This window comes from Streptomyces sp. NPDC002499 (genome assembly GCF_053595415.1).
Genome location: NZ_JBSFXO010000004.1, coordinates 472,870 through 486,641, shown reverse-complemented (window position 1 = coordinate 486,641; position 13,772 = coordinate 472,870). Strand labels below are relative to the sequence as shown.

Genomic DNA, 13,772 nt, shown 5'->3' with positions numbered 1-13,772 from the left:
GGGGGCGAGGGGCGCCCGACCGAACAGGCGCCCCTCGCCCGGCCGCTCAGTCGCAGTGGACGTCCCGGCTCGGCCGCTCTCCCGTCGCCAGGAAGCGGGAGACCGTCCGGTCGCCGCACGCGTTGCCGTTGTCCAGATAGGCGTCGTGGCCGGTGGAGTCGACGGTGACCATGACGGCCCGCTCCCCGAGGGCCGAGCGCAGCTTGAGCGCGCCGCTGAGCGGGGTCGCCACGTCGTGCTCGTTCTGCACGAGCAGGATGTTCGACGGCCCCCGGTCGGTGATCCGCACCGGTGGCTGCGTGGGCGGGAAGGGCCAGGTGGCGCACAGCATCGCGTTGGCGGGCATGCCCGCGGTCAGCGGGTACTTGGCCCGGCTCTCCGCAACACCCTTCTCGTACACGGCCGTCGACGTCGGCCACGCGCTGTCGTTGCAGAGGGTGGCGGCGCCGACCGCGGCCACGTTCTGCAGCACCGCCTCCGGGGGTGCCTCGGGGGCGGGCGGTACGGTGCCCTGCCGGGCGGCGAGGATCAGTTCGGCCAGGGCGGGGAAGTCGTCCGGGTCGTAGAGGTCGTTCAGCATGGCCTGGCGCAGCGCGTTGCCGTCCAGGACCTCCGGGTTGGCGCCGGGCCAGGGCAGCGGCGCGCGGTCGAGGCGGTCGGCGAGGCGCAGGAAGTCCGACCGCACCGCCGCGGGCGTCTTCGCCAGCCGGTGCGGGTTGTCCGGCGCGGCGGCCCACTTCGCGAACTGGGTGAACAGGTCCTCCACACCGGGCGCGAACCCGGCGAGCCAGGCGCGGGAGAGCTGGGTCCGGCCGAAGTCACCGGTCGGGTCCAGGTTGGAGTCCAGGACGATCCGGTCGGTGCGCTGCGGGAACAACTGGGCGTAGACCGCGCCGATGTACGTGCCGTACGAGACGCCCCACGCGGAGATCCGGCGTTCGCCGAGCGCGGCCCGGATGCGGTCGATGTCGCGGGCGTTGTCCGCCGTGCTGATGTGGCGGATCAACTCCCCGCCATTGCGCGCGCAGGCCTGCGACATCCGCCGCGCGGCGGCCATGTTCTCGGTGACCGATCCGTCGGCGGCGGGCCAGGGCCGCAGCGTCGTCAGGGCGAGGTCGCCGTGTTCGAGGCCGCAGTCGGCGGCGGTGGACGGCGCGTTCCCGCGCGGGGCGAAGCCGATCAGGTCGTAGCTGTCGCGCACCTTCTGCGGCATCTTCCGCCCCTTCTCGGCGGGGTCGTCGAGGCTGCTGCCGCCCGGACCGCCGGGGATGATCAGCAGGGCGCCCCGGCGGGCGGACGGCTTCTCGGCGGCGATCCGGGAGACAGCGATGTCGATGTGCCGGCCGTCGGGATCGGCGTAGTCCAGGGGGACTTGGAGGGTCGCGCACTCCTGGCGCGGGTCGGAACCGGCGCCGCACGCCGACCAGTCGAGCGCCTCGGCCTTCGCCGGCGTCGAGGCGTGCGCCGCGAGGGGTGCGGTGAGGCCGAGGAGCAGGGTGGAGACGGCGATCAGGGAGCCGTTGCGGAGGGTCTGCTTCATACGGAGGAGCCTCGCGGATCTTGCCGAACCCGCACATCCGGGCAACTCGCCTGTTTCCACGGGGGGTTACCCCAGTAGCCGTCTCGGGGTCACCCCCGCCCTCAGACATCCCGCCGGTCCACCGCCACCACCGCCACGACGGCCCCCGCCACCGCCCACACCGCGAACACGACCCACCCGCCCGCGACCGACGTCGGATACCGCGCGGCCAGCGTGTACGGCTCGCGTCCGTATCCGATGTCGACGAGCCGCATCCACGCGTTGTACGGCAGGGCGTTCCGGACGCACGCGGTCCAGTGGTAGCGCTCGGTCACGAAGGCCGGTGCGAGCAGCAGGACGCCGGTCGTCAGGACCATCGTCGTCGCGCCGTGCCGGATCAGCGCGCCCAGCCCCATGCCGACCAGCGCGCACACCGGGGCGAGCAGCGCCGAGGCCGCGATCACGCGTACCGCGCCGGGCTCGTCGATGGACACGCCCGCGTCCCTCCCGGCCAGGATCGCCTGCGTCACGGCGAAGGAGACGCCCGCGACGACCGCGCCGAACACCGTCATCACCGTCGTCACCACGGCGACCTTCGCCGCCATCAGCGCCCGCCGGTCGGGGACGGCCGTGAACGTCGTACGGATCAGGCCCGTCGCGTACTCGCCGACCACCGTGATCGCGCCGATGCTCGCGCACGCCAGGATCGTGATCATGGCCGCGCCCAGGGTGAAGGCGTCCCGCAGCGCCCAGAAGACGAAGTCGTCGTGGATCGGCTTGCCGTAGTGCGGGTAGTTGACGAAGTCGGCGCGGGCCGCGTTCGCGTTGAAGGCGATCACGGCCAGGGCGCCGGCGCCGAGGGCCCAGTAAGTGGAGCGCAGGGAACGGAGTTTGAGCCACTCGGAGGCGAAGAGGTCGAGGAAGGAGGAGGTGGGGCGGGACGTGGTTCGAACGGTCGCCGATGTCGTCATCGTCGGGCCTCTCCCCTGCCCGCGCCCGCTTCTCGGGTCTCCCACGGTTCCGCGCCCGCTTCCGCCCCCGCCAGGTACTCCACACTGTCCGCCGTCAGTTCCATGAACGCCCGCTCCAGCGACGCTGCCTGAGTCGTCAACTCCCGCAACAGGAAACGGTGTTCAAAGGCCAGCTCGCCCACCCGCCCGGCGCTCACCCCGCCGACACGAAGAGTTTCCTCGTCGTACGGCGTCACCTCGGCCCCCTCCGTCGCCAACACCATGGCCAATGGCCCCGCGTCCGGCGTCCGTACCGTCACCGTCGGTGCGGTGCCGCGGGCGGCGAACTCGGTGAGGCTCTCGGCGGCGATCAGCTCACCGCGTCCGATGACGACCAACTCGTCGGCCGTGTGCTCCATCTCGGACATGAGGTGGCTGGAGACGAAGACGGTCCGTCCTTCCCGGGCCAGTCGCCGAAACAGCTCCCGCACCCACAACACCCCTTCCGGATCGAGCCCGTTGAGCGGCTCGTCGAAGAGCAGCACCGGCGGCTCGCCGAGCAGCGCGCCCGCGATGCCGAGCCGTTGCCGCATGCCGAGCGAGAACGTGCCGACCCGGCGCCGGGCCGCCGCGCCGCTGAGCCCCACCTCGGCGAGCACCTCGTCCACCCGGCCGGGCGGTATGCGGTTGCTCCGTGCCAGCGCCCGCAGATGCGCCCACGCGCTGCGTCCGCCGTGCACGTCGTGGGCGTCGAGCAGGGCGCCGACGTGGCGCAGGCCGCGCGGGTGCCGGCGGAAGGCGTGGCCGTCGACCGTGGCGGTGCCACCGGTCGGCTCGACGAGCCCGAGCAGCATCCGCAGGGTCGTGGTCTTGCCGGCGCCGTTCGGGCCGAGGAAGCCGGTGACATGGCCGGGGCGGACGGTGAAGGACAGGTCGCGTACGGCGGTGGTGGGGCCGTACCGCTTGGTGAGGTGCTCGACTTCGATCATGCCCACCACGGTCCCGCGATCCGCCGGTACCGGTCATCGCCCGGCGGCTGACAGTCGTACGCCCGTGCTGTCGACCGGAGTCGTACGTCCCCGGGCCGATGACCGCACCCATGGCGCGTGTCTACGATCGCCGCATGTCCGCCGTCGAACCGTCGCCGCCCCTGCACAAGCGCGTACCCCCGGGTGCCTGGACGGCGCTCGCGTGGTGCGCGGGGGAGTCGTTCACCCTGCTCTCCCGTGTCCAGTTGCCCGGCGAGGTCGAGCCGGACGAATGGGCGGCGGTCCAGCTCTACCGCTGGGACGGCCTGATCACCCTCGCCCTGTCCACCGCCCTTGCCCTGTACGGCGGTCGGCTGCTGGCGCGCCGGCCGCTCGGCGCTCTCACGGCCCTGCTGCTCGCGTCCGTCCTCGCGACGACCCCGCTGGGCGTGGGCGCGATACCGATGGCGCTGTTCGTCGGCCCCATGGTCGCCCTGTACTTCGTCGCGGCGGCCCGCCCGCGCCGGACCGCGACCGCCGCGCTCGCCCTGGCCCTCGGCACCCTCGCCGCCTATCTCGCCGTCCGCCTATTGAACGGTTGGAACGTCGGCACCTCGGCGGAGCTGGCCGTGACCCTCGTCGCCGTCATCGCCTGGCTGCTCGGCACCTCCTCCCACCAGGCCCGCGTCCACGCCGAACGGCTCAGCGCCGAGCACGCGGACCGGGCCGTGACCGCCGAACGGCTGCGGATCGCACGGGAGATGCATGACACCGTCGCCCACAGCATCGGCATCATCGCCCTCCAGGCGGGCGCGGCGGCCCGGGTGGCGACCACCCGCCCGGAGGCGGCCCTGACCGCGATGCGGGCCGTGGAGAACGAGGGGCGCGAGACGCTGGCCGGGCTGCGCCGGATGCTGGTGGCGCTGCGGGCGGCGGACCGGGCCGCCGACGGTTCCGCACGTGCCGCCGCCCTTCCCGCAGGTCTGTCGGACGTGGACCGGCTGGCCCTCACGACCACCGCCGCCGGCGTCCGCGTCGAGGTGACCCGGCTCGGTGAGGCACGTCAACTCCCGCCGGACATCGACCTGTCGGCGTTCCGGATCGTCCAGGAGTCCGTCACCAACGTCGTACGGCACGCGGACACGCACGCGTGCCGGGTCACCCTCGACTACCGCGACGACGAACTCGCCCTGGAGATCACGGACGAGGGACGGGGCCGGGGAAGCGCGACCGACACCGGCTTCGGTCTGGCCGGCATGCGGGAGCGAGTCGCCCTGCTGCACGGCGAGTTCACCGCCGCCCCGCGTCCCGGGGGCGGCTTCCGGGTCGCCGCCCGGCTGCCCGTCCCGGCGCCCGTCCGATGACGGACCGGGCCGTGCGGGTCCTCCTCGCCGACGACCAGGAGCTCATCCGTACCGCGCTGAGCATGGTCATGGCCGACCTCGACGACGTGGAGGTGGTCGGCGAGGCCGCCACCGGCGGGGAGGCGGTGCGGCTGACCGCCGAACTCGCCCCGGACGTCGTGGTGATGGACATCCGGATGCCGGAGATGGACGGCATCGAGGCGACCCGCAGGATCGGCGCCGCGGGCTCGGCCGCCCGGGTCGTCGTCCTGACCACCTTCGACGACGACGAGTACGTCTACGGGGCACTGCGGGCCGGCGCGTCCGGCTTCCTGGTCAAGGACATGGCCCTCGACGACATCATCGGCGCCGTGCGGATCGTCGCCGCCGGAGACGCGCTCATCGCCCCCGCCGTCACCCGCCGCCTGATCCACGACTTCGCGAGCCGGCCCGAACCGGCGCGCCCGCGCCGCGAGTTGAAGGGCATCACCGACCGCGAACGCGAGGTGCTGACCCTGGTCGGCGGCGGCCTGTCCAACACGGAGATCGCCGCCGAACTGTGCATCACCGTGGCCACCGCGAAGACGTACCTGACCCGCCTGTTCACCAAACTCGACGCCAGGGACCGGGTCCAGCTGGTGATCACCGCCTACGAGGCGGGACTGGTGTCGGTCGGGCAGCCGCACTCCCGGCCGCGCCCCTGAAGGCAGCCGGCAGGCCTCTGCGTCGGCACGCCCCCGAAAGAGACTCCCGCCGAGTCTAGGTGCGTGACGTCACCGCGACGACACGAAGCGTGAAACTCGGGCGCGCGGGGGAGCACCGTGGAGGCACGCCCGTCGGAGTGCGGTGCCATCGGTGAAGGAAGTGCGCAGATGAAGCCCCCCGTCGGCAGCCACGTCATGGACACGCGCACCGGAAGGATCGGCATAGTCATGGGACACGAAGGACCGTACATCCAGCTCAGGCCGTACGGCGGCGGCCGCGAGTGGGACGCCGAACCGGACGCCGTGCGCGGCGCCACCGCCGCCGAGCGGAGCGGCGCGGCGGCCGGGGGCGCCGACGCCCGCGGTCGCGGTGAGGTCCCTTGAAGGGCAGGGCCCGTGGCACGGCCGCCGTAGGCGAGAATGGACCCCATGAGCCTGTTCCGCGACGACGGCATCGTGCTGCGCACCCAGAAGCTGGGTGAGGCGGACCGGATCATCACCCTGCTCACCCGCGGACACGGACGCGTGCGGGCCGTGGCGCGCGGAGTGCGGCGCACCAAGTCGAAGTTCGGCGCCCGGCTGGAGCCGTTCTCCCATGTCGACGTGCAGTTCTTCGCGCGCGGCAGCGAGCTGGTCGGGCGCGGGCTGCCGCTGTGCACGCAGAGCGAGACCATCGCTCCCTACGGCGGCGGGATCGTGACCGACTACTCCCGCTACACCGCCGGGACGGTCATGCTGGAGACCGCCGAGCGGTTCACCGACCACGAGGGCGAGCCGGCGGTGCAGCAGTACCTGCTCCTCGTCGGAGCCCTGCGCACGCTGGCCAACGGCGAGCACGCGCCGCACCTCGTGCTCGACGCCTTCCTGCTGCGCTCCCTCGCCGTCAACGGCTACGCCCCCAGCTTCGGGGACTGCGCGAAGTGCGGAATGCCGGGTCCCAACCGGTTCTTCTCGGTCGCCTCCGGAGGTTCGGTCTGCGTCGACTGCCGGGTGGCCGGCAGCGTCGTACCCTCGCCGCAGACCCTGGAACTGCTGGGCGCGCTGCTCACGGGAGACTGGGAGACCGCGGACGCGTGCGAGCCACGGCACGTCCGGGAGGGGAGCGGGCTGGTGTCGGCCTACCTCCACTGGCATCTGGAACGCGGGCTGCGCTCGCTGCGTTACGTAGAGAAGTAAGCCGCAAGAGGAGACGAGAAGGTCATGGTCGTACGCGGGATCCTGGGGCGTCAGCGCCGTGAGTACAGGGCGCCGGAGCCGCACCCGTCGGGCGCCCGGGCGCCGAAGCTGCCGGGTGAGCTGGTGCCGAAGCATGTGGCGATCGTGATGGACGGCAACGGGCGGTGGGCCAAGGAGCGCGGTCTGCCGCGTACCGAGGGCCACAAGGTGGGCGCCGAGCGGGTGTTGGACGTGTTGCAGGGCGGGATCGAGGCGGGTGTCGGCGCGATCTCGCTGTACGCGTTCTCGACGGAGAACTGGAAGCGGTCGCCGGACGAGGTGCGCTTCCTGATGAACTTCAACCGTGACTTCATCCGCAAGACCCGGGACACCCTGGACGAGTTGGGGATCCGGGTGCGCTGGGTGGGCCGGATGCCCAGGCTGTGGAAGTCGGTGGCCAAGGAACTGCTGATCGCGCAGGAGCAGACCAAGGACAACGACAGACTGACCCTGTACTTCTGCATGAACTACGGCGGCCAGGCCGAGATCGGCGATGCGGCCAAGGCGTTGGCGGTGGACGTGAAGGCCGGCCGCCTGGACCCGTCCAAGGTCAACGAGAAGACCCTCGCGAAGTACCTGTACTACCCGGACATGCCGGACGTGGACCTGTTCCTGCGGCCGAGCGGTGAGCAGCGCACCTCCAACTTCCTTCTGTGGCAGAGCGCGTACGCCGAGCTGGTCTTCCAGGACGTCCTGTGGCCGGATTTCGACCGCCGTGATCTGTGGCGGGCCTGCGTCGAGTTCGCCTCCCGTGACCGGCGGTTCGGCGGCGCGGTCCCGAATGAGGATCTTTTGGCCATGGAGCGGGACATCGCGGGGAATCCGGCCATCTCGTAGCCACCCGGGATTCATGGGGATCGTCGACGATCCGGCCATGAAACGCGTCACCCCCGTCCTCGCCCTGTGCGCCCTGCTGGCCGCGGCCGTTCCCTCCCAGGCCGCGGACCAGCCCGCACACCGCGACAGCTACGGCACGAAGGCCGTCTACGCCCCCGAGCAGAGCGCGCGCCGCTACGAGCGCGTGCCCGCCGGCTTCACCCCCGTCTTCACGGAGAACGTCTCCCGGCACGGCTCCCGCTCCGCCACCGACAGCGAGGACGGCGACCTGATCCTCGCCCTGTGGGACAAGGCGCAGGCCGCCGGTCAACTCACCGGCAAGGGCGAGGAGTTCGGCCCGAAGGTCGAGGCCCTGCTGGCCGAGATGGCGAAGATCGGGTACGGCAACCTGAGCGCCCGCGGCAAGGAGGAGATCCAGGACACGGCCGTCCGCATGGCCGACCGGCTGCCCTCCCTCTTCAAGTCGATCGCCGCCAAGGGCGAGAAGATCGACGTGGTCAGCTCCGGACAGGGCCGCGCGGTCGACAGCGGCAACCTGTTCGCCGCGGCCCTCGGCGACACGGACCCGGACCTGAAGTCGCTGATCGGCGCGACCCGCACCGACAAGGACCTGCTCTACTTCCACAAGGCGGACGGCGGCGCGGCCTACCGCGACTACATAGCCAACGACCAGCGCCTCGCGGCCACTTTGAAGTCGATCACCGACCAGCCGAAGACGCACCGGGCGGCCCGCAGCGTCCTGCTCCGCCTCTTCGCGCCGGCCTTCGTGAACGCCCTCAGCGGCGCCGACCAGGTCGCCGCCGCGCAGGCCGTCTACAACCTGTACGCAATCGCCCCCGCGATGAGCGAGGAGAGCCCCGGCGGCAAGGGCTGGGGGATGCAGCGGTACATCTCCACGTCCGACGCGGCCTGGTTCGGCTACCTCTCCGACGCCGAGGACTTCTACGAGAAGGGCCCCGGCTTCTCGGACAGCGACATCACGTACAAGATGGCCGGCGTCCTGCTCGACGACTTCTTCACGCAGATCGAGGCGGAGAAGGCCGGCACCAGCACCCTCGGCGCCGAACTCCGCTTCACCCACGCCGAGGAGATCATCCCGCTGGCCGCCCTGATGGGCCTCCCGGGCAGCACGAAGCCGGCGAAGCCGGGCCAGCCGTACACGTACGCCGACAACCCCTGGCGCGGCGCGAATGTCGCCCCCCTCGGCTCCAACATCCAGTGGGACGTCTTCAAGAAGGGCGGCCAGTACCTGGTCCGCATGCTCTACAACGAGAAGGAGACGTCCTTCAAGCCGAGCTGCCACCCGATCAGGAAGGGCAGCAAGTTCTACGACTTCGCAGAACTGGAACGCTGCTTCGGGCGAAGCTGAACTTCTGGGGCAAGGGTGGGCGCAGTTCCCTCAGGGGCGCGGGGCTGTATCGATATGCGGCTCCGCCGCGTGGGCGCGACCAGCCACGGCGAGTCCGCAGCCGACAAGGATCCCGCACCCCTACGGCGCCTAGTCGCTCACCCAGCCGCGCAGTCGGAACACGTGCCGAAGATCTCCACCGTGTGCGCCACATTCACGTACCCGTGCTCCGCCGCGATCGCCTCCGCCCACTTCTCCACCGCAGGCCCCTCGACCTCCACCGCCTTGCCGCAGACGCGGCAGACCAGGTGGTGGTGGTGATCGCCGGTGGAGCAGCGGCGGTACACGGACTCGCCGTCGGACGTGCGCAGGACGTCGACCTCGCCGGCGTCAGCGAGGTTCTGGAGCGTGCGGTAGACCGTGGTCAGACCGACCGAGTCGCCCTTGTGCTTGAGCATGTCGTGCAGTTCCTGCGCGCTGCGGAACTCGTCCACCTCGTTGAGCGCCGCCGACACGGCGGCACGTTGCCGGGTGGAGCGGCCCTTCACGGGCGGTCCTACGGTGGTCACCGGTTGCCTCCTCCACGTCTGAGCGCCTGTCGGGCCATTGTGCCAGCCCGCGCTGTGCCCGGTCAGACGCCGACCCCGTCCCCGGCCCCCCGGGTGGCCGGAATCGCGCACTCCGCCGGATCTCCGGCGGGCCGCGCGGCCGCCGCAGCCCGGGCCCGTCGCCGGGCCACCGGGGCGGCCACCGCGGTCAGCACCAGGAACGCCCCGATGGTCAGCAGCACGATCGTCGCGCCGGGCGGCACGTCCTGGTAGTACGAGGTGACCGTGCCGCCGATGGTCACGGTCACGCCGATCGCCACCGCGATCGCGAAGGTCGCCACGAAACTACGGCTGAGCTGTTGCGCCGCCGCGACCGGCACCACCATGAGCGCGCTCACCAGCAGCAGCCCGACCACACGCATCGCGACCGTCACCGTCACCGCCGCCGTGATCGCCGTCAGCAGGTTCAGGACGCGCACCGGCAGCCCGGTGACCCGCGCGAACTCCTCGTCCTGGCTGACCGCGAACAGCTGCCGGCGCAGCCCCACGGTGACCAGCACCACGAATCCCGCGAGCAGACAGATCGCCGTGACGTCCGACTCCGAGACGGTCGACAGGGACCCGAAGAGGTACGAGGTCAGGTTGGCGTTGGAGCCGCCGGGCGCGAGGTTGATGAACATCACGCCGCCGGCCATACCGCCGTAGAAGAGCATCGCGAGGGCGATGTCGCCGCGGGTGCGGCCGTACCAGCGGATCAGTTCCATCAGGATCGCGCCGAGCACCGAGATCAGCGTCGCCATCCACACCGGCGAGGTGTTCAGCAGGAAGCCGAGGCCGACGCCGGTCATCGCCACGTGGCCGATGCCGTCGCCCAGCAGGGCCTGGCGGCGCTGGACGAGGTAGATGCCGATCGCGGGGGCGGTGATGCCGACCAGGACGGCGGCGAGCAGGGCCCGCTGCATGAAGGCGTAGTCGAGGAAGTCCATCAGCTCAGCAGTCCCGTGTGTACCGACGCGTGCGGGTGTACGTGGTCGTGGCCCGGCAGGGCGTGCTGGCCGAGCGCCTTCGGGGGCGGTCCGTCGTGCAGCACGCAGCCGTCGCGCAGGACGACCGCCCGGTCGATCAGGGGCTCCAGGGGGCCCAGTTCGTGCAGGACGAGCAGCACGGTGGCGCCGGCGGCGACCTGTTCGCGCAGGGTGCGGGCCAGCACCTCCTGGCTCGCGAGGTCGACGCCCGCCATCGGCTCGTCCATGATCAGCAGTTCGGGTTCGGGGGCGAGCGCGCGGGCGATCAGCACCCGCTGGTGCTGGCCGCCGGAGAGCTCGTTGACCGAGTCCTTCGCGCGGTCCGCCATGCCGACCAGGTCGAGGGCCCGGCGCACCGCCGCGTGATCGGCCTTGCGCAGCACCCCGAAGCGGGCCCGCGACAGCCGCCCGGACGCGACGATCTCCGTGACGGTGGCCGGCACCCCGCCCGCCGCCGTGGTGCGCTGCGGTACGTACCCCACGCGCCCCCAGTCGCGGAAGCGTGCCCGCTCGGTGCCGAACAGCTCGATCTCCCCGGCGCTGACCGGGACTTGGCCGATGACCGTGCGGATCGCGGTCGACTTGCCGGAGCCGTTCGCGCCGAGCAGCGCGACGACCTCACCGCGGCGCACGGTGAGGTCGATGCCGCGCAGGACGGGGCGCGAACCCAGCTCGGCGCGGACACCGCGCAGCGATATGACGGGCTCGGCCATGTCGTCCTCCGTGCTGATCATGGGGTTGATCACTTACTTCCCAGGGCCGTCCGCAGCGCCTTGAGGTTGGCTTCCTGGACCGAGAAGTAGTCCTTGCCGCGGGACTTGGAGGTGATGCCCTCGATCGGGTCGAGGACGTCGGTCTTCAGGTTCGCGTCGGCGGCGATGGTCTTCGCGGTCTTGTCGCTGACGAGCGTCTCGTAGAACACCGTGGTGACGCCGTCGGCCTTGGCCATCTTCTCAAGGTCCTTCACACGGGCCGCGCTGGGCTCCGACTCGGGGTCGAGGCCGTTGATGGCCTCCTCGGTCAGGCCGTAGCGCTCGGCGAGGTAGCCGAAGGCGGCGTGGGTGGTGATGAAGACCTTGGTCTTCGTGTTCGCGAGCCCGTCCTTGAACTTGACGTCGAGCGCGTCCAGCTTCTTCACCAGGGCCGCGGTGTTGGCCTTGTAGTCGGCCGCGTGGTCCGGGTCGGCCTTCTCGAAGGCCTTGCCGACGCCCTCGGCGATCTGGGCGTAGCGCACCGGATCCAGCCAGACGTGCGGGTCGAGGCCGGCCAGGTCCTCGTTCTCGGAGCTGTCGTGCTCGGCCGCGTGGCCGCCGACCTCGTTGCCGTGCTTCTCCAGCGTGGTCAGGGAGGCGGCGTCGATCTTGGTCTTGACCTCGGACTGGGAAACCGCGTCGTCGACGGAGGGCTGGAGGTTCTTGAGGTAGAGCACCGCGTCGGTCTCCTGGAGCCGCGCGGTCTGCTGGGCGCTGATCTCCAGGTCGTGCGGCTCCTGGCCGGGCTGGGTCAGGCTGGTGACGCTCACATGGTCCCCGCCTATCTGCTCGGCGAGGTAGGCCATCGGGTAGAACGACGCGACGACGTCGAACTTGTCCGTGTTGGCGGCGGCCGCGCTCTCGCCGGAGCAGGCGGAGAGGGTGCCGAGGCCGAGTGCGGTGACGGCGGCGACCGCGATCCCGGATATGTGGTGTCGTCGTACGTTCATGACAGTCATTTTCAACAAATATGGAAACCGTTGTCAACAAGCCGTGATGAGAGGCCGGTGAGAGTGGGCGGCGGGGTTCCTGACTGCCGGACCGATTTGGTTAGGGGGGAGGCCCCGCCGGTACGCTGAAGCATTCGCTCTGAAGCGTCTCGCTTCCTCGTCCGTCGTCGTAATGAAGAGAGCACCGTGGCCGCCGACAAGATCGACACCATCGTCAGCCTGAGCAAGCGCCGTGGCTTCGTATTCCCCTGCAGTGAGATCTACGGCGGCCAGAAGGCCGCCTGGGACTACGGGCCGCTGGGTGTCGAGCTCAAGGAGAACCTGAAGCGTCAGTGGTGGCGCTACATGGTGACGTCGCGCGAGGACGTGGTCGGTATCGACTCGTCCGTCATCCTGGCCCCCGAGGTCTGGGTCGCCTCCGGTCACGTCGCCACCTTCTCGGACCCGCTGACCGAGTGCACCGCGTGTCACAAGCGGTTCCGCGCGGACCACCTCGAAGAGGCCTACGAGGCCAAGCACGGCCGTCCGCCGGAGAACCACCTCGCGGACATCAACTGCCCCAACTGCGGCAACAAGGGCCAGTTCACCGAGCCCAAGCAGTTCTCCGGCCTGCTCTCCACCCACCTGGGCCCGACGCAGGACACCGGCTCCATCGCCTACCTGCGCCCCGAGACCGCCCAGGGCATCTTCACCAACTTCGCCCAGGTGCAGACCACTTCGCGACGCAAGCCGCCGTTCGGCATCGCGCAGATGGGCAAGTCCTTCCGCAACGAGATCACGCCCGGCAACTTCATCTTCCGGACCCGCGAGTTCGAGCAGATGGAGATGGAGTTCTTCGTCAAGCCGGGCGAGGACGAGAAGTGGCAGGAGTACTGGATGGAGCAGCGCTGGAACTGGTACACCGGCCTGGGCCTGCGCGAGGAGAACATGCGGTGGTACGACCACCCCAAGGAGAAGCTCTCCCACTACTCCAAGCGCACCGCTGACATCGAGTACCGCTTCCAGTTCGGCGGCAACGAGTGGGGCGAGCTGGAAGGCGTCGCCAACCGCACCGACTTCGACCTCAGCGCCCACTCCAAGGCCTCCGGCCAGGACCTCTCCTACTTCGACCAGGAGGCCGGGGAGCGCTGGACGCCGTACGTCATCGAGCCGGCGGCCGGTGTCGGCCGCGCGATGCTCGCCTTCCTGCTCGACGCGTACGTCGAGGACGAGGCGCCCAACGCCAAGGGCAAGCTGGAGAAGCGCACGGTGCTGCGCCTGGACCACCGCCTGGCCCCGGTGAAGGTCGCGGTGCTCCCGCTGTCCCGCAACCCGGAGCTGTCCCCGAAGGCCAAGGGCCTGGCCACCGCGCTCCGCCAGAACTGGAACATCGAGTTCGACGACGCGGGCGCGATCGGCCGCCGCTACCGGCGCCAGGACGAGATCGGCACGCCGTACTGCGTGACGGTCGACTTCGACACGCTGGACGACAACGCGGTGACGGTCCGCGAGCGCGATTCGATGAAGCAGGAGCGCGTGTCGCTCGACCAGATCGAGGGGTACCTCGCGGGTCGCTTGATCGGTGCCTAGGGCACAACTGGCCCTGGATGGCAGTGCCGCTTTGGACCTGTAAC

General features: G+C 70.8%; 14 protein-coding genes. 7 read left to right on the top strand and 7 right to left on the bottom strand.

What is annotated here, in order from left to right; genetic code table 11:
- Window positions 1-46: 46 nt before the first annotated feature.
- From ACWD5F_RS13205 to ACWD5F_RS13195, 3 genes are all read right to left on the bottom strand, one after another.
- Entirely contained in the window at window positions 47-1,540 is a 1,494-nt protein-coding gene (locus ACWD5F_RS13205; protein WP_451253856.1) for an alpha/beta hydrolase, read from the bottom strand.
- Window positions 1,541-1,641: 101 nt separating this feature from the next.
- Window positions 1,642-2,490, bottom strand: coding sequence for an ABC transporter permease (locus ACWD5F_RS13200; RefSeq protein WP_451253854.1), 849 nt, complete (start codon window positions 2,488-2,490; stop codon window positions 1,642-1,644).
- Entirely contained in the window at window positions 2,487-3,458 is a 972-nt protein-coding gene (locus ACWD5F_RS13195; RefSeq protein WP_451253852.1) for an ABC transporter ATP-binding protein, read from the bottom strand. The genes ACWD5F_RS13200 and ACWD5F_RS13195 overlap by 4 nt, the downstream gene beginning before the upstream one ends.
- Window positions 3,459-3,592: 134 nt before the next feature.
- Here ACWD5F_RS13195 and ACWD5F_RS13190 point away from each other — a divergent pair, with 134 nt between their 5' ends.
- From ACWD5F_RS13190 to ACWD5F_RS13165, 6 genes are all read left to right on the top strand, one after another.
- Complete coding sequence (locus ACWD5F_RS13190) at window positions 3,593-4,801, top strand: sensor histidine kinase (protein ID WP_451253850.1); 1,209 nt, start codon at window positions 3,593-3,595, stop codon at window positions 4,799-4,801.
- The gene (locus ACWD5F_RS13185; RefSeq protein ID WP_451253848.1) at window positions 4,798-5,484 is read left to right on the top strand and encodes a response regulator; all 687 of its coding nucleotides are present in this window, start codon (window positions 4,798-4,800) and stop codon (window positions 5,482-5,484) included. Before ACWD5F_RS13190 ends, ACWD5F_RS13185 begins: the two co-directional genes overlap by 4 nt.
- Before the next feature lie 168 nt (window positions 5,485-5,652).
- Entirely contained in the window at window positions 5,653-5,868 is a 216-nt protein-coding gene (locus ACWD5F_RS13180; protein WP_451253846.1) for a hypothetical protein, read from the top strand.
- 45 nt (window positions 5,869-5,913) lie between these two features.
- Entirely contained in the window at window positions 5,914-6,660 is a 747-nt protein-coding gene (recO, locus tag ACWD5F_RS13175) for a DNA repair protein RecO (RefSeq protein WP_401720735.1), read from the top strand.
- A 24-nt stretch (window positions 6,661-6,684) separates the two neighbouring features.
- Entirely contained in the window at window positions 6,685-7,536 is an 852-nt protein-coding gene (locus tag ACWD5F_RS13170) for an isoprenyl transferase (protein WP_451253844.1), read from the top strand.
- A 37-nt stretch (window positions 7,537-7,573) separates the two neighbouring features.
- The gene (locus tag ACWD5F_RS13165; protein WP_451253842.1) at window positions 7,574-8,905 is read left to right on the top strand and encodes a histidine-type phosphatase; all 1,332 of its coding nucleotides are present in this window, start codon (window positions 7,574-7,576) and stop codon (window positions 8,903-8,905) included.
- 137 nt (window positions 8,906-9,042) lie between these two features.
- Here the strand turns inward: ACWD5F_RS13165 and ACWD5F_RS13160 are convergent, their stop codons facing one another.
- From ACWD5F_RS13160 to ACWD5F_RS13145, 4 genes are all read right to left on the bottom strand, one after another.
- Complete coding sequence (locus ACWD5F_RS13160; RefSeq protein WP_451253840.1) at window positions 9,043-9,453, bottom strand: Fur family transcriptional regulator; 411 nt, start codon at window positions 9,451-9,453, stop codon at window positions 9,043-9,045.
- Window positions 9,454-9,515: 62 nt separating this feature from the next.
- Window positions 9,516-10,418, bottom strand: coding sequence for a metal ABC transporter permease (locus ACWD5F_RS13155; RefSeq protein WP_401720724.1), 903 nt, complete (start codon window positions 10,416-10,418; stop codon window positions 9,516-9,518).
- Complete coding sequence (locus tag ACWD5F_RS13150; protein ID WP_401720722.1) at window positions 10,418-11,191, bottom strand: metal ABC transporter ATP-binding protein; 774 nt, start codon at window positions 11,189-11,191, stop codon at window positions 10,418-10,420. Before ACWD5F_RS13150 ends, ACWD5F_RS13155 begins: the two co-directional genes overlap by 1 nt.
- Window positions 11,192-11,199: 8 nt before the next feature.
- On the bottom strand, window positions 11,200-12,159 hold the full coding sequence (locus ACWD5F_RS13145; protein ID WP_451253838.1) for a metal ABC transporter substrate-binding protein: 960 nt from the start codon (window positions 12,157-12,159) through the stop codon (window positions 11,200-11,202).
- 186 nt (window positions 12,160-12,345) lie between these two features.
- Here ACWD5F_RS13145 and ACWD5F_RS13140 point away from each other — a divergent pair, with 186 nt between their 5' ends.
- Entirely contained in the window at window positions 12,346-13,728 is a 1,383-nt protein-coding gene (locus tag ACWD5F_RS13140) for a glycine--tRNA ligase (RefSeq protein WP_451253836.1), read from the top strand.
- The last annotated feature ends 44 nt before the right edge of the window (window positions 13,729-13,772 follow it).